Source organism: Pseudomonas putida (genome assembly GCF_002741075.1).
GTDB lineage: Bacteria > Pseudomonadota > Gammaproteobacteria > Pseudomonadales > Pseudomonadaceae > Aquipseudomonas > Aquipseudomonas putida_T.
In genome coordinates, this window is sequence record NZ_CP016634.1 from 263,616 (window position 1) to 284,864 (window position 21,249).

The following is a 21,249-nucleotide window of genomic DNA, read 5'->3' on the forward strand; positions in this document are numbered from 1 at the left end:
TTTATGCGGTTTAGGGACTTGGCGGCCTGAATCACTTGGGGTGGCAAGCCGGCAACCGGCTATCGCCGATCGCAATCCGGTTGCCTTGCCCGGATGCATGGCCAATAATCGTGCAGTTGAGAATTAATGTCAGAAGCCAATGAATCCCGAAGCTATTAAGCCGTCCACCATTCTCGCCATCGAGGACGATCCCGTGCTGGGGGCCTACCTGCATGACGAGCTGCAGCGCGACGGCTTCCTGGTGACCTGGTGCCGTAACGGTCTCGAGGGCCTGGAAACCGCCAGCCGCCAGGCCTTCGACGTGGTGCTGATGGACATCCTGCTACCAGGCCTCAACGGCCTGGATGCCTTGGCCCGGCTGCGCAAGCACAGCACCACTCCGGTGATCCTGATGTCCGCGCTCGGGGCGGAGTCCGACCGCATCAGTGGTTTCCAGCGGGGGGCCGACGACTACCTGCCCAAGCCTTTCAGCATGGTCGAGCTGCGGGTACGCATCGAGGCGATCCTGCGACGGGTGGCCCTGGAGCGGCGTCATCAGGCGCCACGGGATGTGGCCAGTGGGCAATTGCGCTTCGACGAGGCGGCCTGCGATGTCCGGCTCGACGGCCGTTCGGCGGGGCTCACCCCCAGCGAATACCGCTTGCTCGAAACCCTCCATCGCAGCCAGGACGAAGTGCTCAGCAAGGCGTTCCTTTATCAGCAGGTATTGCAGCGTGGCTATTCCCGCCATGACCGCAGCCTGGACATGCATGTCAGCCAGATCCGCCGCAAGCTCAAGGCGCTCGGCTACCACGAGCGGCAGATCCGCACAGTCTGGGGCAAGGGCTATACCTTGTGCGCCGGCGAGGCCGACTGACAGTGCCCGATCGTCATTCGCTGTTCTGGAAGCTCGCCATTCTGCTGGTGGGCTTTTGCCTGTTGATGATCGGCCTGAGCTACACCTGGGGTCGGCACATGGAAACCCGCAATGCCTTCCTCGACGCACCGGCCCAGGCGCAGTTGCTCGGTTACGCCGCCGAGGCCGAGCAGGCCTGGCGCCACGGGGGCAGGGCAGGGGTGGACCACTGGCTGGCCGGCATGCGCCAGCGTGAGTCTGGCTGGGTGAATGTGCTCGATGCCAAGCTGCGCCCTTTGGGCAGCGCCACGCTGTCTACCGATGAAATCCAGCGATTGACGCGCCTGCGCGGGGTCGATTGGCCCATGAGCCGGCGCAGCGTCACTCAGCCTTGGCTGCGGCTGCCGTTTCCCGAGGCGCCGGAGCAGGGCATGTTGGTGATCGAGCTGCCGCAACGGCTGAACCCCGGACAGTACCTGCTGTTCTGGCAGGTACTGACCAATGGTGTGATTCCAGGCCTGTTCACCTTGTTGCTCTGCATTGGCCTGTATCGGATGTTGATCGTGCCGCTGAACCAGCTGCGCGAACAGGCCAACGCCTGGCGCGCCGACCAACTGTCGGCACGCCTGGATTCGCGCACTGTCGGCCGGCATGACGAGCTGGGCGAACTGGCCAGGGCGTTCGACCAGATGGCCGAGCGACTGCAGGAAAGCGTGGCCATGCAGCAGCAGATGCTGCGCGACCTCTCCCATGAAATGCGCACGCCCTTGAGTCGCCTGCGCGTAGCCTGCGACGGCGAGACCGATCACCAGTGCCTGCGCGAGCGGCTGACGCGGGAAATCGACTGTATGCAGCAACTGGTCGAAAACACGCTGCAACTGGCCTGGCAGGATGCCGAGCGGGCGCCTATGAACCTTGAGCCGATCCAGATTCAGGCCCTGTGGGACATGCTCGCCGAGGACGCCTGCTATGAAAGCGGTTGGGCGCTTGAGCGTCTGCGCTGTGAGTTGCCCGCTCAGTGCTGGGTGCAAGGCAATCTCAACCATCTGGCCCAGGCGCTCGAGAACATGCTGCGCAATGCGATCCGCCATTCGCCCGAACATGGCCTGGTGCGCCTGGGGGGCCACCGCGAAGGTAGCTACTGGCGGTTATGGCTGGAAGATCAGGGAGGAGGCGTGGACGAGGCGGACCTTGACCGGATCTTCGCGCCGTTCTCCCGCCTGGACGGATCCCGCCCCGGAGACGGTGGCTTCGGTCTCGGTCTGAGCATCGCCCGTAGCGCGATCCAGCGTCAGGGCGGCACCGTGTGGGCCGAAAACGGCAAGCGAGGGCTGCGTCTGTGCATGCGTTTGCCGGGGCATGCAGTGCATGATCACAGCGATGCCCCGGTCATTCAGGCAGCAGCCAGCGCGAGCTTATAGCTTGTAGCTATAGCGACTACAGATTGCGTGATATGGCCAGCAAAGGTTTGCCGGTATGATAGTCGCCCCTGCCGTCCGGATTGCGAACAACGCCATGACCTTGCAGTACCCAACCATCGCCGATTGCGTCGGCAATACGCCTCTGGTTCGCCTGCAGCGTATCGCCGGCGAGACCACAAACACCCTCCTGCTCAAGCTCGAAGGCAACAATCCCGCGGGTTCGGTCAAGGACCGCCCGGCGCTGTCGATGATCACCCGTGCCGAGTTGCGTGGCCAGATCAAGCCCGGTGATACGCTCATCGAAGCCACCTCCGGCAACACGGGTATCGCCCTGGCCATGGCGGCAGCGATCAAGGGCTACAAGATGATCCTGATCATGCCGGACAACTCCACCGCCGAACGCAAGGCGGCGATGACCGCCTATGGCGCCGAGCTGATCCTGGTCACCAAGGAGGAGGGCATGGAAGGGGCCCGGGACCTGGCCGAGAAACTGCAGGCCGAAGGCCGTGGCCTGGTGCTCGACCAGTTCGCCAATGGCGACAATCCGATTGCCCACTACTCCAGCACCGGCCCTGAGATCTGGCAGCAGACTCATGGCAGCATCACCCACTTCATCAGTTCCATGGGCACCACCGGCACCATCATGGGTTGCTCTCAATACCTCAAGGAGCAGAACCCAGCGGTGCAGATCGTTGGCTTGCAACCGATGGAAGGTTCGGCCATCCCCGGCATTCGCCGGTGGCCCGAGGAATACCTGCCGAAGATCTTCGATGCCACCCGGGTCGACCGTGTGGTCGACATGTCCCAAGAGGAAGCCGAGCAGACCACCCGTCGCCTTGCCCGTGAAGAGGGCATTTTCTGCGGCGTCTCTTCCGGTGGTGCGGTCGCGGCGATGCTGCGCCTGTCCCGCGAGGTCGAGAACGCGGTCATGGTGGCGATCATCTGCGACCGTGGCGACCGCTACCTGTCCACTGGCCTGTTCGACGCAACCTGATGTCCAGAAAGAAAAGCAACAGCGGCCTGCGCTTCCAGCCGGCCGGCGGCAACCGTGCGCCTCAGGTGCCGGTCGGCAAGAAACAACGCCTGGAGATCGAGCGCCTGGCCGGTGACGGCCGTGGCATCGCCTTCCATGAGGGCCGCACCTGGTTCGTCAGCGGAGCGCTGGCCGGCGAGGCGGTCGAGGCCCGGGTGCTGGGCGCCCGCGCCAAGGTGGTCGATGCGCGACTGGAGCGGGTGCTGCAGGCCAGCCCCGAACGGCGCGAGGCACCTTGCCGGTACTATGAGCGTTGCGGTGGTTGCAACCTGCAGCACCTGCCTCACGACGGGCAATTGACGCTCAAGCAGCGTCTGCTCGCCGAGCAACTGCAGCGGGTGGCTGGTGTGCAACCCGAGCAGTGGGCCGCGCCACTGGTCGGCCCTGAGTTCGGCTATCGGCGCCGGGCGCGCATCGCGGTGCGCTGGGACCCGAAGGCGCGTCAGCTGGACGTGGGCTTTCGTGCCGAAGCCAGCCAGGACATCGTCGCCATCGACGAATGCCTGGTACTGGTACAGCCCTTGCAAGATATTTTCCGCCAGCTGCCGAGCGTCCTGCGTAGTCTGAGCAAACCCCAGGCACTTGGGCACGTCGAGCTGTTCAGCGGTACCGCCCAAGCGGTCCTGGTGCGTCATGTGGCGCCCTTGCCCGCAGAGGATCAGGCACGGCTGGAAGCCTTCTGCGAGCAGGCTGGCGCCCAGCTATGGTTGCAGGGCGACGGTGAACCGGCGCCGGTCGAGGCCGGTCAGACGCTTGGTTTTGCGCTCGAGCCCTGGGGGCTGGAGCTGGCCTGGCGACCGGGAGATTTCGTCCAGGTCAACGCCCAGGTCAACACGTTGATGATCGAGCAGGCGCTGGCGTGGCTGGCGCCTCAACCTGAGGAGCCGGTGTTGGATCTGTTCTGCGGCCTGGGCAACTTTGCCTTGCCGCTGGCCGGTCAGGCCCGGGAAGTGGTGGCCGTGGAAGGCGTGCAGGCCATGGTCGAACGGGCCGAGGCCAATGCCCGTAGCCACAATGTGCATAATGCCCGCTTTTTTCAGGCCGATTTATCGCAGCCTTTGGTGGGCGCCGGATGGGCCGCCGAGGGCTTTTCTGCGGTACTCTTGGATCCACCGCGCGACGGTGCTTTCGAGGTGGTGCAAGGCATCGCACGCCTCAAGGCCAAGCGGCTGGTCTATGTGTCCTGCAACCCGGCCACGCTGGCGCGAGACGCCCAGGTTCTGGTCGGGCAGGGGTACCGGTTAACAAGGGCCGGGATCCTCGACATGTTTCCTCAGACGGCACATGTCGAGGCCATGGCGTTATTCGAAGCGGGCTAGCCAGGCTGGCCCCTTGGTGCGGCGTCCAGGGACTGGGCGGCGTACGGTGATTGCCAGCGCACCCGCGTGGTGCGCTGTATGGAAAGGTAAAAGAAAGATGGTACAGGTGAGAGTGCACCAGCCGGTCAATACCGACGGTAGTATCAATCTCGAAGCATGGCTGGATCATGTGGTGAGCGTCGATTCGGCGCTGGACCGCAAGGCGCTCAAGGAGGCCTGTGATTTCGCCCAGGAGGTCGAGAAGAAGGGCAACCCGGCCAAGCATTCCTGGGCCGACGGTACGTCCAGCTTCCAGGCGGGCCTGGAGATCGCCGAAATCCTCGCCGACCTCAAGCTCGACCAGGATTCCCTGGTGGCGGCGGTGATCTATCGCTCGGTGCGTGAGGGCAAGGTGACCCTGGCCGAGGTCGGCCAGCGTTTTGGCCCGGTGGTCTCCAAGCTGATCGACGGCGTGCTGCGCATGGCTGCCATCAGCGCCAGCCTGAGCCCGCGCCAGTCGCTGGTGCTTGGCTCCCAGGCGCAGGTGGAGAACCTGCGCAAGATGCTGGTGGCGATGGTCGACGACGTGCGTGTCGCCCTGATCAAGCTGGCTGAACGTACTTGCGCCATCCGTGCGGTCAAGGCCGCCGATGACGAGAAACGCCTACGCGTAGCGCGTGAGGTGTTCGACATCTATGCGCCGCTCGCCCACCGCCTGGGCATCGGGCACATCAAATGGGAGCTGGAGGACCTGTCCTTCCGCTACCTCGAACCCGACCAGTACAAGCAGATCGCCAAGTTGTTGCATGAGCGCCGGCTCGACCGGGAGCGCTTCATCAGCGACGTGATGAACCAGTTGCAGAACGAGCTGCTGGCCACGGGCGTCAAGGCTGATATCAGTGGCCGGGCGAAACACATCTATTCCATCTGGCGCAAGATGCAGCGCAAGGGGCTGGAGTTCAGCCAGATCTACGACGTGCGCGCCGTGCGTGTGCTGGTGCCGGAGATCCGCGACTGCTACACCGCGCTGGGCATCGTCCACACCCTTTGGCGGCATATTCCCAAGGAGTTCGACGACTACATCGCCAACCCCAAGGAGAACGGCTACCGCTCGCTGCACACCGCGGTGATCGGCCCGGAGGGCAAGGTGCTGGAGGTGCAGATCCGCACCCATTCCATGCACGAGGAAGCCGAGCTCGGCGTCTGCGCCCACTGGCGCTACAAGGGCACCGACGTCAAGTCCAGCTCCAACCACTACGAAGAAAAGATCTCCTGGCTGCGCCAGGTGCTTGAGTGGCACGAGGAACTGGGCGATATCGGCGGCCTGGCCGAGCAACTGCGGGTCGACATCGAGCCGGACCGGGTCTATGTGTTCACCCCCGACGGCCATGCCATCGACCTGCCAAAAGGCGCCACGCCGCTGGACTTCGCCTACCGCGTGCACACCGAGATCGGTCACAACTGTCGCGGCGCCAAGATCAACGGACGTATCGTTCCGCTCAACTACAGCCTGCAGACTGGCGAGCAGGTGGAGATCATCACCAGCAAGCACGGCAGTCCGAGCCGGGACTGGCTGAACTCCAACTTGGGCTACGTCACCACGTCCCGGGCACGGGCCAAGATCGTCCACTGGTTCAAGCTGCAGGCGCGCGACCAGAACGTCGCCGCCGGCAAGACCCTGCTCGAGCGTGAGCTCAGCCGCCTGGGCCTGCCGCAGGTGGACTTCGAGCGCTTGGCCGAAAAAGCCAACGTCAAGACCGCCGAGGACATGTTCGCCGCCCTGGGGGCAGGTGACCTGCGCCTGGCGCACATGGTCAACGCGGCCCAGCAGTTGCTAGAGCCGGAGCGCATCGAGCAGATCGAACTGATCCCGCGCAAGGCCAGCGGCACCCGCTCCGGCAAGCGTGGCGACATCCAGATCCAGGGCGTCGGCAACCTGCTCACGCAGATGGCCGGTTGCTGCCAGCCGCTGCCGGGTGATGCCATCGTCGGCTACATCACCCAGGGCCGCGGCGTGAGCATTCACCGTCAGGACTGCGCCTCGGTGCTGCAACTGGCCGGTAAGGAACCGGAGCGGATGATCCAGGTCAGCTGGGGGCCGATTCCGGTGCAGACGTACCCGGTCGACATCATCATTCGCGCCTACGACCGTCCGGGGTTGCTGCGCGACGTGTCGCAGGTGCTGCTCAACGAAAAGATCAACGTGCTGGCGGTCAACACCCGCTCGAACAAGGAAGACAACACCGCGCTGATGTCGCTGACCATCGAAATCCCCGGCCTGGACGCCCTCGGGCGCTTGCTGGGCAGGATTTCGCAGTTGCCGAACATCATCGAGACGCGGCGTAACCGTACCCCTTGAGACCGAGGCGTTCTCTTCGCGGTAAACCCGCTCCCAACAGGTACAGTGCACATCTGAAGTTCTGCACTCACCCTGTGGGATCGGGTTTACCCGCGAAGAAGCCGCCGCTAAGGACCTGCTCCGATGACCTATACCCTCGACGACCTGCTGCACCTGATGGCCCGTTTGCGCGACCCGCAATACGGCTGCCCGTGGGACCTGAAGCAGAACTACGCGAGCATCGTCCCGCATACCCTCGAAGAGGCCTATGAAGTCGCCGACACCATCGAGCGTGGGGACTTCGAGCACTTGCAAGGTGAACTGGGCGATCTGTTGTTCCAGGTGGTCTATTACAGCCAGTTGGCCCGTGAGGAGGAGCGTTTCGAGTTCGCGGGCGTGGTGGATGCCATTACCCGCAAGCTGATTCGCCGTCACCCCCATGTATTCCCCACCGGCGACCTGTATGCCCCGCTGGACACTCCGCGCCTGGACGAGGCGCAGGTCAAGTCGCGCTGGGAAGCGATCAAGGCCGAGGAGCGGGCCGAGAAGAGCGAGCCGCAGCAGTTGTCATTGCTCGACGACGTGCCGGCGGCATTGCCGGCCTTGTCCCGTGCGGCCAAGCTGCAGAAGCGCGCGGCCACGGTCGGTTTCGACTGGCCGGAGGCCCTGGCGGTGCTGGACAAGGTCCGCGAAGAGCTGGACGAAGTACTGCAGGCCATGGCCGATGGCGACGCTGATGCACTGGAAGATGAGATCGGCGATCTGCTGTTCGCCACCGTCAACCTGGCCCGCCACCTCAAGCACGACCCGGAAAACGCCCTGCGCCGCGCCAACCGCAAGTTCGAGCGGCGGTTTCGTTTTATCGAACAGGCATTGCGCGACAGTGGTCGGCCGATCGAAGATTGTACCCTCGATGAACTGGACGCCCTGTGGGGCGAAGCCAAGCGTCAGGAAAAGAACCTGCCCAGCTGCGGCTGAGCTGTTGCATAAGTGAGTGAATACATGAGCCTTTCCCTTCGCGACCAATTGCTCAAGGCCGGTCTGGTCAACCAGAAACAGGTCAAGCAGGTCAACAAAGCCGAGAAGAAACAAAAGCGCCTGGAGCACAAAGGCCAGGTCGAGGTCGACGACAGCCAGCAGCGTCAGGCCAAGGAAGCCATGGCCGAGAAGGCCAAGAAAGACCAGGAGTTGAACCGTCAGCTCCAGGAAAAGGCCGAGCAGAAGGCCCGGGCTGCACAGATCAAGCAACTGATCGAGGCGACCCGCCTGCCCAAGCTCAATACCGAGGACTACTACAATTTCGTCGACGACAAGAAGGTAAAACGTATCGCCGTCAACGCCCTGATGCGCAGCAAGCTGAGCAATGGCGCTCTGGCCATCGTGTCCTTCGGTGGCGGTTACGAAGTGATTCCGCGCGAAGCGGCAGTGAAGATCCAGGAGCGTGATCCGCACCGCATCCTGCTGCTCAACACCCATGTCGAGGAAGCGGACGAGGACGATCCGTACGCGGCCTACAAGATCCCTGACGATCTGATGTGGTAATAGACGAAAACCCCGCTTAGGCGGGGTTTTTCGTGGGCAGTGCGATCATTGCGTACTGTGCTGGTGTTCCAGGCATTCCAGCTCGCTGCGATACTGTTGGGCTTCATGTTCGGAGTGGAACATGCCCACCAGTTCGCCCTGCTGATGCACGTCCCAGATCCGCAGGCCGTGAGCCTGGCTTTCGTGGGACATTTTCGATTCGTCGCGTTCGGTTACTTGAACAGTCATCGTTAAACTCCACTTTCGGTTGGCTGCGGCAACATGTCGCAGGCCTTCTTTATAGAGTTAGTTAGCAGGCTAAGTAAATAAAACGACGATGAAACAATGTTCATGAACGGCCCTGCGCGGATTACCTGGGAATGGGTTTGCCGAAGGCCGCACAAAGCATCACGCAAAAAGAAGCCCCGCACGTGGCGGGGCTTGAGGCCTTGCTGGCAGCGGTGATCAGTTGCCTTTCACCGACCTGCCATCGACCGTGCCATCCTGCAGCACGATCACGTATTCCTTGCCATCGGTCTCGACCTGGCGCAGTTGCACCAGCAAGTAGTCCCATTCCTTGGCGAACCACAGCTCGGTGATGCGCTTGCTCTGGCTCGGGTCGCGTACACGCTCGACCTTCACGGCATCGACCTGGCCGGTCTTGGTGGTGACTTTCTCGGTACCAAGCACGCGGAAGTCGTAGGTGTCGATCTCGTCACCGTCGACGACCTGGTAGGTCATGCTCTTCTTGCCAGCGGCCACGTCATGTTGCAGGGCCAGCTGGTAGGACGACTTGTCCAGTACACCGCGGTTGAGCGGCAGGTTGATCGCATCGCCACGATCGGTGCCGGTGACCTTCTTGCTGCTCCAATCGAAGTCCAGATCGACTTTCTTCGCCTTGCCCAGGCCGCCACGCTCGAAGTGATACTTCTGTGGCAGCAGGGTGTCGTTATCCAGACGCAAAGTGCTTTGCTCGGTCAGGCTGGCGATCATCATGGAGGCCTTGAAGTTCAGGCTCCAGGTACCGTTGGCGTTCTTTACCAGGCTGCGCTCGGCGGTGCCGCTCATGGGCAGCTGCTTCCAGTCGGCGGTGTAGCTGGCCGAGAAAGGCTTCAGATCAGCTGCCTGGAGGGGCAGGGCGAGCACGGCGAGAGCCAAGAGCAGGGCGCGACGCATAAGTTCTCCTAGGGTCGAATCAAGTGACCGCTGGCCGCCAAGGGCTGGCCATCCAGTAGTGCCCCGTGTTCGCCCAGACGCAAGCGTCCTTCGGCGAACCAGCGCACCGCCAGCGGGTAGATCTGGTGTTCCTGGCGATGAACTCGCTGTGCCAGGCTGTCGGGTGTGTCGCCTGGCTCCACCGGTACCACTGCCTGTACGACCAGGGGGCCGCCATCGAGTTCCTCGGTGACGAAGTGTACGCTGCAACCATGCTCCGCGTCGCCCGCCTCCAGCGCACGCTGGTGGGTGTGCAGTCCCTTGTACTTGGGCAGCAATGACGGGTGAATGTTGAGCAGGCGGCCTTGGTAGTGGCGTACGAAGCCGCCACTCAAGATACGCATGAAGCCCGCCAGTACCACCAGGTCAGGCTCGAAACCATCGATCAGCGCCATCAGCGCCGCATCGAAGGCTTCACGGCCATCGAAGCCACCGTGCGCGAGCACGGCAGTCTCGATACCCGCGGCCTGGGCCCGTTGCAGGCCATAGGCATCGGCGCGATTGGAGATCACGCCACGGATGCGCACCGGGCTGTCTTCGCCACGGCTGTTGTCGATCAGCGCTTGCAGGTTGCTGCCGGAGCCCGACAGCAGTACCACGACATTGCAGGTCTTGCTTGGCATCAGTGCGCCTTGAGGTTTTGCAGCTCGACCTGGGCGGCATCCGCCGGTGCTTCGGCGATGCGGCCGATGACCCATGGCTGCTCGCCAGCGTCACGCAGCACCTGCAGGGCGCTGTCGACCTTGTCCTGGGCCACGCAGATGACCATGCCGACGCCGCAGTTCAGGACGCGGTGCATCTCGTGCTCGTCGACGTTGCCTTTTTCCTGCAGGAAGTCGAATACCGCCGGGCGCTGCCAGCTGGCCACGTCGATGATGGCCTGGGCATTGTCGGGCAGGACGCGTGGGATGTTGTCCAGCAGGCCGCCGCCGGTGATGTGGGCCATCGCCTTGACTGCGCCGGTGTCTTTGATCAGCTTGAGCAGCGGCTTGACGTAGATGCGGGTCGGGGCCATCAGCAGGTCGGCCAGAGGCTTGCCGTCGAGCTGGGTGTTCTCGATGTCGGTGCCGGAGACTTCGAGGATCTTGCGGATCAGCGAGTAGCCGTTGGAGTGCGGGCCGGAGGACGGCAGGGCGATCAGGGCGTCACCGGTGACGACCTTGGAGCCGTCGATGATTTCGGACTTTTCCACCACGCCGACGCAGAAGCCGGCCAGGTCGTAGTCTTCGCCTTCGTACATGCCAGGCATCTCGGCGGTTTCACCACCGACCAGGGAGCAGCCGGCCAGTTCGCAGCCGGCGCCAATGCCGGTGACCACGGTGGCGGCCACGTCGACGTTGAGCTTGCCGGTGGCGTAGTAGTCGAGGAAGAACAGCGGTTCGGCACCACAGACCACCAGGTCGTTGACGCACATGGCGACCAGGTCCTGGCCGATGCTGTCGTGCTTGTTCAGGTTCAGCGCCAGGCGCAGCTTGGTGCCGACGCCATCGGTGCCGGAGACCAGAACCGGCTGCTTGTAGCCGGCCGGGATCTCGCAGAGGGCGCCGAAGCCGCCCAGGCCACCCATGACTTCAGGGCGTGCGGTGCGCTTGGCCACGCCCTTGATGCGTTCGACCAGTGCTTCGCCGGCGTCGATGTCTACACCGGCGTCCTTGTAGCTCAGGGAGGGTTGCTTGCTCATTGATCCAGGCCTTTAAGAGGGAGGGATTCGGGAAAACGACCGCGACGGCCAAGGCCGGCTCGAAGGGCGGCGGCTGCCTGTACGTCACTGGTCTGCGAAGGCGCGCCATTTTATCAGGGTTGCCGGGCAGCGGCCATCCTCAGGCCGACGGGCAGGCCGGGAATCTGGCAAAAAAAATCCTTTCATTGGCCGCGACTGGTTGCCGCGCCAGTGCCTGTATAAGGTAATAGCAATGGCGGCGGGCCGAATCTGTCCGGCATGGCGGAGCGTTTTGCGCAGTGTCGTGGTCACAGCAGCAGATTCGGGGCCTGACGCCCCTTGGTCATCTGGACAGGAATCCTCCATGCGTTTTCTCAATCACCTGGCTGTCGCCTGCCTGGTCGCGGTCAGTGCCGTGGCCCAGGCCGAACCGGTCTCTGGGCTCTACCAGGTCCGTGAACCCGTCGAAGGGCAGGGCGGCGAAGCCCGCGCCCAGGCCACCAGCAAGGCCCTGGACACACTGGTGTTGCGCCTGACCGGCGATCCCAAGGCCGCGCAGAGTCCCGCCCTGGCTGCACTGCGCAAGGACCCGCAGCAAATCATCAACCAGGTGGGTTCCGAAGCCGGTCCACCTGAAACCCTGTTGGTGGAGTTCGACCCAGGCAGTACCGAACGTGCCCTGCGCCAAGCGGGCCTGGCGCTGTGGGGCAGCAACCGTCCCTCGATACTCGGCTGGTGGCTGAACGACAGTGCCGAGGGCAGCAACCTGGTCGGCGATGGCCAGTCGACGGCCGCGCCACTGCGCCGCGCCGCCCAGCACCGTGGCCTGCCGCTGCGCCTACCTCTGGGCGACCTGCAGGAGCAATTGGTGGCCAATGCCAAGCAGCTCGAAGGCAGTGACCCCGCGCCGCTGCGTGAGGCATCGGAGCGCTACGGCGCCGATGCGCTGTTGGCGGTGCACGCCCAGGAGGCCGATGGCAAGTGGCAGGGCAAATGGCAATTGTGGCTGGGCGATCAGCGCGAGCAAGGCAATGCTGAAGGCGCCGACCAGGCGGCCTTGGCCGATGCGGTGATGCTGGCGGTCAGCACCCGCCTGGCGCCGCGCTACGTCACCCGCCCGGGCGCCAGCAGCGAACTGCAACTGCAGGTGCAGGGCATGAACCTGCAGCACTATGCAGAGCTCAGCCGGGTACTCGAGCCCTACGCCCCGCATTTGCGACAAGCCGAGGGCAGCACGCTGACCTACAGCGTCACCGGTAATCGCGAGCAATTGCGTGCCCAGTTGGGGCTGGCCAAGTTGCAGGAGTTGCCACCTGAACAGGCAACAACTGCTCCCATATCCGCCCCGGCACCTGTCCAGACGCCTGACGGACAACCCTCTGCATCGGCTCAGCCGCCTGCGCCCAAGCCATTCGACGGCTTGCGTTTTCGTTGGTAAGGAGTACCAGGCATGATCGAGGTTCGCCGTTGGGCGTGGTTGGGTGTGGCGCTGCTGGTCGCTGTACTGCTTTATTTTCTGCACAACATCCTGTCGCCGTTCCTGGTAGGCATTCTTCTGGCGTATCTGGCCGACCCGTTGGTCGATCGCCTGGAGCGCATGGGGTTGTCACGTACCTGGGGCGTGGTGGTGGTGTTCAGCCTGTTCACGCTCATTTTCCTGGCCCTGTTGCTGGTGCTGGTTCCCATGCTGGCCAAGCAGTTGGTGCGCCTGTACGAACTGGCGCCACAGATGCTCGACTGGTTGCAGCACGTGGCGTTGCCGTGGGTGCAGAGCCGCTTGGGCCTGGCCGATGGGTTCTGGAAGTTCGACAAGATCAAGGCTGCCATTGGCGCGCACATGGGCCAGACCACCGACATCGTCGGTGTGCTGTTGTCCCAGGCCACTGCCTCGGGGCTGGCGTTGCTCGCCTGGCTGGCCAACCTGGTGCTGATCCCGGTGGTGGGTTTCTACCTGCTGCGCGATTGGGATCTGATGATGGCCAAGCTGCGCAGTCTGCTGCCGCGCCAGCGTGAGAGCCAGGTCGTGGGATTGGCGGGCGAGTGCCATGAGGTGCTTGGGGCATTCGTTCGTGGCCAGTTGCTGGTAATGCTGGCGTTGGGCTTGATCTATGCCGGTGGCCTGATGCTGGTAGGCCTTGAGCTGGGGCTTTTGATCGGCCTTCTGGCAGGGCTTGCGGCCATCGTGCCCTACATGGGCTTCATCATTGGTATCGGTGCGGCTTTGATCGCTGGCTTGTTCCAGTTTGGCGGGGACCTGTACCCGATGCTGGGCATCGTCGCGGTGTTCATGGTTGGCCAGGCCCTGGAGGGCATGGTGCTGACACCGCTGCTGGTGGGCGATCGAATCGGGCTGCACCCGGTGGCGGTGATTTTCGCCATCCTGGCCGGGGGTGAGCTGTTCGGCTTTACCGGCGTGCTGCTCGCACTGCCGGTGGCGGCGGTGATCATGGTGCTGTTGCGCCATGTACACGACCTTTACAAGGAGTCGGACATGTACGCAGGGGATATCGACCCGGAGCTTTGATGATCGGAGCGGTAGCGGGCGTCTGTTCGATCCCAGGATCCGAAAGGTCACTGAGTACTTTGTAGGGAAAGCGGGCGTGCCGCTGTAGGGCGGCAGCCTCGCAATGACGGATTTATCATGCAACCCCTTGATTTTACTTGCGCTCTTGCCCTCGCGCATTGTGCCGCCCGCGTTGCGGGTATAGACTTTGCACACTGTTCACCAAAGGCCCCCTGTGGTCCTCGCGACCGCCCGCCAGCATGAAACCGATCCAGTTGCCCCTGGGTGTGCGCCTGCGCGATGACGCCACCTTCATCAACTATTATCCGGGCGCCAATGCCGCGGCATTGGGCTACGTCGAGCGGCTTTGCGAAGCCGACGCCGGCTGGACCGAGAGCCTCATCTACCTGTGGGGCAAGCAGGGCGTGGGTCGTACCCATCTGCTCCAGGCTGCGACACACCGCTTCCAACAGTTGGGCGAACCCGCTGTCTACCTGCCCCTTGCACAATTGCTCGACCGTGGCGTAGAGCTGCTCGATTACCTGGAACAGTACGAACTGGTGTGCATCGACGACCTTCATGTCATCGCTGGCAAGGCGGATTGGGAAGAGTCCATGTTCCATCTGTTCAACCGCCTGCGTGACAGCGGTCGACGCCTGTTGCTGGCAGCATCTGCCTCACCGCGTGAACTGCCGATCAAGCTGCCTGACCTCAAATCGCGGCTGACCTTGGCGCTGATCTTCCAGATGCGCGGGCTGTCCGACGAGGACAAGCTGCGCGCCCTGCAATTGCGCGCTTCGCGGCGCGGTCTGCACCTGACCGATGAGGTCGGCCATTTCATCCTTACCCGTGGCGCGCGTAGCATGAGCGCGTTGTTTGACCTGCTCGAGCGTCTCGACCAGGCCTCCCTGCAAGCACAGCGCAAGCTGACCATCCCGTTCCTCAAGGAAACCTTGGGCTGGTAGCCCCGAAACACGCGGCCCAGAGCCCGAAAACAGAAAAGTCACATTTTTTTCGATAAAATTTGCAAATGACCCTCATAGAAGGCATAGTTCCACCCTTCTAAAGGATTACAGACACGGTCGTGCCCATGCTGAAGCGCTTCGCACCCCTCGTGCCACTTGCACTTGTGACCCTGCTTTTTGGCTGCGCCTCCCAAGGCCCCGTTTCCCAGCCGCAGGATCAAAACTCGATCACCGCGCATTCCGCGAGCCTGATCAAACCCTCCGCCTCTTCCGTTTTTGGTGAAGAGCCGCTGGCAACCGAAGAAGACCTGGAAGCCTTTTCCAGCAACAGCAAGCCCTATGAGCTGCCAGTCCTGGCCGACAGCATCCTGGAGCGTGGCATGTCGCTGATCGGCACCCGTTACCGCTTTGGCGGTACCTCGGAGAAGTCCGGCTTCGATTGCAGCGGTTTCATTGGTTATCTGTTCCGCGAAGAAGCCGGCCTGAATCTGCCGCGCTCGACTCGCGAGATGATCAATGTCGATGCGCCGAAAGTGTCCCGCAACAAGCTCAAGCCCGGCGATCTGCTGTTCTTCAGCACCAACGGCCGTGGCCGTGTGAGCCATGCCGGCATCTACCTGGGTGACAATCAGTTCATCCACTCCAGCAGCCGCCGCAGCGGTGGTGTACGCATCGACAACCTGGGCGATCGTTACTGGAGCAAGACCTTCATCGAAGCCAAGCGTGCCTTGGCCATGGCGCCGACCACAATCTCGCGCAACTGATATCAAAATGATGTACCCTGCCGCGGCGGCGATGCTGAAAAGCTCGCCGCCGTGCGCATTTACAGAAAGCGTCTAATCTAAATTCTCACCACTTTTTGGCTTCGGCTGCGGCCGAACGGTTCCAGACAGGATGTTCTGACCATGGCGATGTTGGCGCGCTTCGCATTCCTTTCCCTGGCGGCACTGCTCGCGGCCTGCTCCAGCCATGCCCCTGCACCGGCTCCGGCGGCCAAGCCGAAGGTCATTTTCAATCAGCAAACGTCTTCTTCGCCCATGGCCGAGGACGTGCTGTTCCGTGCCATCGGCCTGGTGGGCACGCCGTATCGCTGGGGTGGCAACACGCCGGATTCGGGGTTCGACTGCAGTGGCCTGATTGGCTATGTGTATCGAGACGCGGCGGGGATCAGCCTGCCGCGTTCGACCCGCGAAATGATCGTCATGCGTGCGCCCAATGTGGACATCAACGCCCTGCAATCCGGAGACCTGGTGTTCTTCGCCACCAGCGGCGGGTCGCAGGTCAGCCACGCCGGTATCTACGTGGGGGAAGGGCGTTTCGTGCATGCGCCGTCCACGGGCGGTACGGTGCGTCTGGACTATCTGTCCAACAGCTACTGGGCCCGTGCCTACCTACAGGCCAAGCGCGTACTGCCCGCCGGGCACCTGGCACAGAACCCCTGAGCCCCTTCACTTTCGGCTCACGCGCCAAACCACATTGCCCACATCGTCCGCCACCAAGAGCCCGCCTCGGTCATTGACCACGCCCACCGGGCGTCCCATGGCCTTGCCCTTGGCATCGAGAAAACCGGTCAGCAGGTCGATCGGTTGGCCGGCGGGTTTACCCTCGCTGTTGAACGGTACGAAGATCACTTTGTAGCCGCTGTGCGGTTTGCGATTCCAGGACCCATGCTGGCCCACGAAGGCGCCCTGCTCGAACGGCGGCGGCAAGGCACCGGCCTGGGCGAATGCCAGGCCCAGCGATGCGGTATGTGGCCCTACCGCGTAGTCCGGCGCGATCGCCTGGGCCACTTTGCCGGGATCCTGTGGCTCGACCCGTTGATCCACATGCTGCCCGTAGTAACTGAAGGGCCAGCCATAGAAGCCGCCGTCCTCCACCGAGGTGATGTAGTCAGGCACCAAGTCGCTGCCGATCTCGTCGCGTTCATTGACTGCCGTCCACAGCGCGCCGGTGCGGGGCTCCCAGGCCAGCCCGTTGGGGTTGCGCAGGCCTGAGGCGAAGATGCGGTGTTCACCGCTGGCCGGGTCCACTTCCCAGATCGCGGCACGGCCTTGTTCCTTTTCCAGACCGTTCTCGCCGACATTGCTGTTGGAGCCCACCGTGACGTACAGCTTCTTGCCGTCGGGGCTGGCGATCACATTCTTGGTCCAGTGGTGGTTCAGCGGGCCGCCAGGCAGGTCGAGCACCGGGTGGCCCTCTGCGCGCAGCTGCATCGCGCCGTCCTCATAGTGAAAGCGCAGCAGCCGGTCGGTGTCGGCGACATACAGGTCCTTGCCCACCAGGGTCATGCCGAAGGGGGAGTTGAGCCCTTCGATAAACGTACTGCGCACCTCGGCGACGCCATCATGGTCGGCATCGCGCAGCAGGGTGATGCGATTGGCGCTGGGGGCCCGGGCGCCGGCACGCGCCATGAGCTTGCCCATCACCCAGCCGCGCAGGCCCTTGCCGTCCTCTGGCTTGGGTGGCGCATTGGTCTCGGCCACCAGGACATCGCCATTGGGCAGTACATAGAGCCAGCGCGGGTGATCGAGGTCTCGGGCGAAGGCCACCACTTGGGTGCCGGCGGCGGGCGTCGGTGTGGCGCTTTCCGGCCAACCGATCGCCGGGGCGATGTTCACGGTCGGGATCAGGGTCTTGTTGGGCTCGGGCAGGCGGGGCGAGGGTCCGAAGCCGTCGCTGAGCGCCAGGCGCGCGGACTCGCCGCAGGCGCCGAGGCTGATGGTCAGGGCCAGCAATACCGCTATACGCATCCTGTCCATGCTCGGAATCCTCATCGGGGCTTGTGAGAATTGAGAGTCGGATGCGTTGGCGTAGGTTCATTTCGGGCACCTAGACCTATCTACCGCCGACAGGGTGCGGCGTTGGCAAACATGGCAGGTCTTCGACTCAACTGGATCTGACCATGTTCGACCTTCAATCGACATTGCTTCACAACCTCAAGGTAATGGGTACCGGGCGTGCACTGGCACGGCTGGCAGACGATTTCCTGGAGCACTATCCCGATCCCTGGCGGCTGGCCCAGCAGCATGCCAGGCAGATTTTGCACCGTCATACCGGCAAGGACTGGGACCCGGACCAAATCTGGTGGCACCAGTTCACCGATGCCGCGTCCAGCCATCGTAGCTTCACGGGGTGGGCGCATTACCAGCGCCCGGTCAAGTCGCTTCGCTTCACTGAGCTGATGATCAAGCGCTTCGATGTCGGCTTCCAGGATGCCACCGACGAGTTGGACCTGTACGGCGGTTTCTATCGCCAGGGGCCCCACGCGGAGCGTTTCGACGAGCGCAACGAAGTGCCGGTGCTGGCCCGGGAGATCCAGAAGGACTTCTGGAGCCTGGATTTCGCCCAGCTCATGCGCGTTGAGGTGGAAGCCTTCTGGAATGCGCGCGCCAGTGATTTCAAGGTGCTCGCCAAGGTCAGCCTGCTGGCGCACTGCAAGCAAGCCGAGCGCCAGGGACGGCTCAGCGCAGACGATGCGCGCCAGGTACGCGGCCTTGTCTCGAGCATGCTCGCCTCCACCGATCAAGCCCCGAGCTTGGAACAGCTGCGCAAGGAGTCTGGGGAAGGGGAGATCGATATCACGGCCTATCGACCGAGCGCAGGCCGGGCCTGGCTGTACATCCTGCGTCCGGCCAACGGGCGCGTCTGGCTGTATATGCCCTATGACGAACAGGCCTTCAGAGGCTTCGCCTCGGACCAGGCCATGGCGCACTGGCTGCGTGGCTGGGCGGGCAGTACCGATGGCATGAAGCGTTTGCGGGCGGCGGCGGTAGCGCAGGAGCATCTGGACGATGCCCCGCAGGAGGCTCTGGATGCGCTGCAGCAACTGGCGGCCAGCCCCAGCGACGCCGCTCTCTTGGTGCTGCTCCAGCAGTCCGGCACACAGGCGGTGGGCAGTTTGTTTACTCAGTTGCGGGACGATGCCCGCAGCGACATGCGGCACAACGCCAAGCTGATGGTCGACAACAGTCAACTGCGCAAGGCCATGCTCAATGGCTACCTTGCGGCGTTCATCAATATCAGTGCGTTGCTGGTGCCGTTGTCACCCGGCATCAGCCTGGCGATTCTGGCGGCATCGGTGACCAAGGTCTGGCTGGATGTGGATACGGCGGTGCACGCGCGTAGCCGTCAGGAGCGGCAAGACGCTCTGCGTGGCGCGATCCTCGACTCGATCTTTGCTGCGCTGAACATGATCGAAGTGGGGCTGGGCAACACGCATGCCTCCCTGGCCTACCGGGCACCTTTTCATGAAACCGACGTACCGCTGAGCGAATGGCCAAAAGTGACGCAACCCCAGCGCCTGCTCGAAGATGAGCAAGCCAATGAGGTCCTGGAAGGGATGCAGGCAGGTAGCCAGGCATTGCGCGGCATCCGGCTTGGCGCCCATGGCGAGTGCTGGATCGAACTGCAAGGGCTGCCTTATCGCGTGCGCTACAGCAGCGAGCTAAGTACTTGGCTGATCGTCCCGCCGGACAATCCCTTTGCTTTCGGGCCAATTCGTCCGGTGCGCCTGAACGAGGCGGGTGAGTGGGAGCTGCTCGCGCCGGCGCGCCTGGCAGGCGGCGCGCCGGGAGGTGCGCTGGCCCAGCGATCGTCCGCTTTCTGGGATGAATACATGCTGACCGATGAACAGCGCAGTGACGTCATGTCCGATGCGGCGTTGCTGCGCCAGCGAAACCTGCTCGAGCAAGAGGACATCCCGGAGCTTGCCAGCGACGCCGAGCTGCTGGTGGACGATGAAGGCTTCGACTATATCGACAATCATGGCGTGCCGGCCTACACGTTCAAGGACGATGGGGCTTTCAAGAATCACCTGATCGATGTCTACACCGTGGATGACTCGATCAACGACTACTTGCGCCGGGGCGAACGAGGCTTCAACTACGCCGATGAGGTCGGCTATCTCAACAAGCTGACTGACGCGGTGGAGCAATTGCCCACCCATGCCGACGTGCCGTTGTATCGTGGCGGGTGTGGTGATCGTGGCACCAGTGGCGTGCATTTTCGCAGCGGGCAGTTCAAGGAGGGTGACATTCTGGTCAATACCGACCTGGCCTCATTCACCGAAAATCCCTACATCATCCGAAAATTTGCCGCCGACCCGGACCAGCTCTCGAGCCGTGGCCTGGAAGGGGTGTTCGACGACACCTCCGTGGTGTTCGAGCTGCCCGCCAACAGCTATCGCAGCGGCAAGCTGATCGCGCCATTCTCTTCCCACAAGTATGAGGCCGAGACTCTGTTCCTGCCGGGGTCGTATTTTCGTGTCGATGCTCTCAGTGAAATCACCGGTGTGGATTACCACTTCGTCAACGTCAGGCTCCGGCAGGTGGACAAGCCGCAAAGCGGTCCGGTGTACGACCTGCGCAGCGGGCAGCTGTTCGACAGGGCGGCTTATGTCGAACGTCTGGGGGACCCGCACCTGGTCGGTCGGTTCTTCGCACCCTGAGCAGGGCTCACGCCTGCTTGAGCAGTAACGCCACCCCGGGGAAATACTGCCCCAGCTCGTTGTGCAGCGAGCGGTAGGCATAGGGGAAGTGCCAGGCGATCGCACAGGCCGTGTGCTTTTGCAGGTCGTCGACCAGGTCTTGCAACTCCTCGGGGCTGGCGTGCTGGCCAGCCTTCCAGGGGCTGACGAACAGTGCGCCGGCCTTGAGCTGGCTGGGGTAGGCAATCGGGCGGGCGAGGGAAGCGGCTTCCTGCAGGGCGGTGCTCAGATCCAGGCGTGCGATGCGCGGCCAGCGCTGGCTGACATGCAAATGAACGGACGCCTCGCTGGTGCTGATCGACAGGTCGCAGCGCCCCTCGCGCTCACCTTCGTCGCGCTGCTTCTTGCTGGGGTAATGCGTCAAGGCCACCTGTTCGGCCTGCCAGGCGGCAGCTGCGAGCAGCCCGCTGTTGGTGGCCGCACCGTGCCAGTAAGGCGCCTCGCTGTCACCGTGCACCTGGTTGAAACGGTCGATGCATTCGATCCAGCCTTCCAGGACCGGTCGCAGGAATTCCAGGTTCTGGTTGTTGATGATCAGGCCTCGCATGCTGCGCTCTCCTTGTTGTGTTGATCGCATTGCCGAAAACTGATGGCTATGTGATATCACTGCTGCGCGCCCGGCACAAGTCATGAGATCGAGCGCGAGGTTCGCTTCATTGACGCTCCCGCCCCAACCCTCTAACCTTCGCGCGTGTTTCAGGTGCTCTGCCAGCCTCCGGCTGGGCAGGGTGAAACTGGGAAGCCGGTGGGCGCCAGCAAGGCGCGAATCCGGCGCTGCCCCCGCAACGGTAGGTGAGACAAAGGCCGCGCAGGGCCACTGGATACGCGTATCCGGGAAGGCGCGCGACCCATGGGCCAAGGCCCTGCTCACGAGCCCGGAGACCGGCCTGTCACTGCCAACGGCATCACGGAGGGTGATGCGCGGTGCACCGTGGCGCCTGCCACGGCCCCTGCGCGTTCTCCGTCTGCCTGCCT

General features: G+C 63.3%; 19 protein-coding genes and 1 riboswitch. Of the genes, 13 read left to right on the top strand and 6 right to left on the bottom strand.

Features of this window, described 5'->3' with window-relative positions:
• The first annotated feature begins 139 nt into the window (after positions 1-139).
• The 7 genes from IEC33019_RS01535 (at position 140) to IEC33019_RS01565 (ending at position 8,467) form a co-directional block, all read left to right on the top strand.
• The gene (locus tag IEC33019_RS01535) at positions 140-856 is read left to right on the top strand and encodes a response regulator transcription factor (protein ID WP_070091737.1); all 717 of its coding nucleotides are present in this window, start codon (positions 140-142) and stop codon (positions 854-856) included.
• Between the two features lie 2 nt (positions 857-858).
• Complete coding sequence (locus IEC33019_RS01540) at positions 859-2,256, top strand: sensor histidine kinase (RefSeq protein ID WP_070091736.1); 1,398 nt, start codon at positions 859-861, stop codon at positions 2,254-2,256.
• Positions 2,257-2,350: 94 nt separating this feature from the next.
• Positions 2,351-3,250, top strand: a complete 900-nt coding sequence (gene cysM / locus IEC33019_RS01545; RefSeq protein WP_070091770.1) for a cysteine synthase CysM — start codon at positions 2,351-2,353, stop codon at positions 3,248-3,250.
• On the top strand, positions 3,250-4,608 hold the full coding sequence (gene rlmD, locus IEC33019_RS01550) for a 23S rRNA (uracil(1939)-C(5))-methyltransferase RlmD (protein WP_070091735.1): 1,359 nt from the start codon (positions 3,250-3,252) through the stop codon (positions 4,606-4,608). Before cysM ends, rlmD begins: the two co-directional genes overlap by 1 nt.
• 97 nt (positions 4,609-4,705) lie before the next feature.
• Positions 4,706-6,946 (top strand): GTP diphosphokinase, encoded by a 2,241-nt coding sequence (gene relA / locus IEC33019_RS01555; RefSeq protein ID WP_070091734.1) that lies wholly within the window; start codon positions 4,706-4,708, stop codon positions 6,944-6,946.
• 123 nt (positions 6,947-7,069) lie between these two features.
• Positions 7,070-7,903 carry a nucleoside triphosphate pyrophosphohydrolase gene (gene mazG, locus IEC33019_RS01560; protein WP_070091733.1) on the top strand — a complete coding sequence of 278 codons (834 nt, stop codon included), beginning with the start codon at positions 7,070-7,072 and terminating at the stop codon, positions 7,901-7,903.
• Between the two features lie 24 nt (positions 7,904-7,927).
• Positions 7,928-8,467: a DUF2058 domain-containing protein gene (locus tag IEC33019_RS01565; protein ID WP_070091732.1), complete on the top strand. Its 540-nt coding sequence runs from the start codon at positions 7,928-7,930 to the stop codon at positions 8,465-8,467.
• Between the two features lie 45 nt (positions 8,468-8,512).
• Here the strand turns inward: IEC33019_RS01565 and IEC33019_RS01570 are convergent, their stop codons facing one another.
• From IEC33019_RS01570 to purM, 4 genes are all read right to left on the bottom strand, one after another.
• Entirely contained in the window at positions 8,513-8,695 is a 183-nt protein-coding gene (locus IEC33019_RS01570; protein WP_070091731.1) for a hypothetical protein, read from the bottom strand.
• 216 nt (positions 8,696-8,911) lie between these two features.
• Positions 8,912-9,622 (bottom strand): DUF3108 domain-containing protein, encoded by a 711-nt coding sequence (locus IEC33019_RS01575; protein WP_070091730.1) that lies wholly within the window; start codon positions 9,620-9,622, stop codon positions 8,912-8,914.
• A gap of 8 nt (positions 9,623-9,630) precedes the next feature.
• Complete coding sequence (gene purN, locus IEC33019_RS01580; RefSeq protein ID WP_070091729.1) at positions 9,631-10,284, bottom strand: phosphoribosylglycinamide formyltransferase; 654 nt, start codon at positions 10,282-10,284, stop codon at positions 9,631-9,633.
• Positions 10,284-11,342: a phosphoribosylformylglycinamidine cyclo-ligase gene (purM, locus tag IEC33019_RS01585; protein WP_070091728.1), complete on the bottom strand. Its 1,059-nt coding sequence runs from the start codon at positions 11,340-11,342 to the stop codon at positions 10,284-10,286. Before purM ends, purN begins: the two co-directional genes overlap by 1 nt.
• Before the next feature lie 343 nt (positions 11,343-11,685).
• Here purM and IEC33019_RS01590 point away from each other — a divergent pair, with 343 nt between their 5' ends.
• The 5 genes from IEC33019_RS01590 to IEC33019_RS01610 all read left to right on the top strand — a co-directional run bounded on the left by IEC33019_RS01590 (position 11,686) and on the right by IEC33019_RS01610 (position 16,231).
• Entirely contained in the window at positions 11,686-12,759 is a 1,074-nt protein-coding gene (locus IEC33019_RS01590) for a DUF2066 domain-containing protein (RefSeq protein ID WP_070091727.1), read from the top strand.
• Between the two features lie 12 nt (positions 12,760-12,771).
• Positions 12,772-13,845, top strand: coding sequence for an AI-2E family transporter (locus tag IEC33019_RS01595; protein WP_070091726.1), 1,074 nt, complete (start codon positions 12,772-12,774; stop codon positions 13,843-13,845).
• Positions 13,846-14,084: 239 nt separating this feature from the next.
• Positions 14,085-14,789 carry a DnaA regulatory inactivator Hda gene (hda, locus tag IEC33019_RS01600; protein ID WP_070091725.1) on the top strand — a complete coding sequence of 235 codons (705 nt, stop codon included), beginning with the start codon at positions 14,085-14,087 and terminating at the stop codon, positions 14,787-14,789.
• A gap of 125 nt (positions 14,790-14,914) precedes the next feature.
• Positions 14,915-15,553, top strand: coding sequence for a C40 family peptidase (locus tag IEC33019_RS01605; protein ID WP_070091724.1), 639 nt, complete (start codon positions 14,915-14,917; stop codon positions 15,551-15,553).
• 141 nt (positions 15,554-15,694) lie between these two features.
• Positions 15,695-16,231, top strand: a complete 537-nt coding sequence (locus tag IEC33019_RS01610) for a C40 family peptidase (protein ID WP_070091723.1) — start codon at positions 15,695-15,697, stop codon at positions 16,229-16,231.
• Positions 16,232-16,237: 6 nt separating this feature from the next.
• On the opposite strand, the gene IEC33019_RS01615 is transcribed toward IEC33019_RS01610, so the two are convergent.
• On the bottom strand, positions 16,238-17,548 hold the full coding sequence (locus IEC33019_RS01615) for a PQQ-dependent sugar dehydrogenase (protein ID WP_099592807.1): 1,311 nt from the start codon (positions 17,546-17,548) through the stop codon (positions 16,238-16,240).
• Positions 17,549-17,691: 143 nt separating this feature from the next.
• Here IEC33019_RS01615 and IEC33019_RS01620 point away from each other — a divergent pair, with 143 nt between their 5' ends.
• A complete protein-coding gene (locus IEC33019_RS01620; protein ID WP_070091722.1) occupies positions 17,692-20,235 on the top strand; it encodes a dermonecrotic toxin domain-containing protein in 2,544 nt (847 codons plus the stop codon).
• Between the two features lie 7 nt (positions 20,236-20,242).
• Here the strand turns inward: IEC33019_RS01620 and IEC33019_RS01625 are convergent, their stop codons facing one another.
• Positions 20,243-20,821: a hypothetical protein gene (locus IEC33019_RS01625; protein WP_070091721.1), complete on the bottom strand. Its 579-nt coding sequence runs from the start codon at positions 20,819-20,821 to the stop codon at positions 20,243-20,245.
• Positions 20,822-20,955: 134 nt separating this feature from the next.
• A riboswitch (cobalamin riboswitch) is annotated at positions 20,956-21,179 on the top strand.
• Positions 21,180-21,249 lie beyond the last annotated feature (70 nt).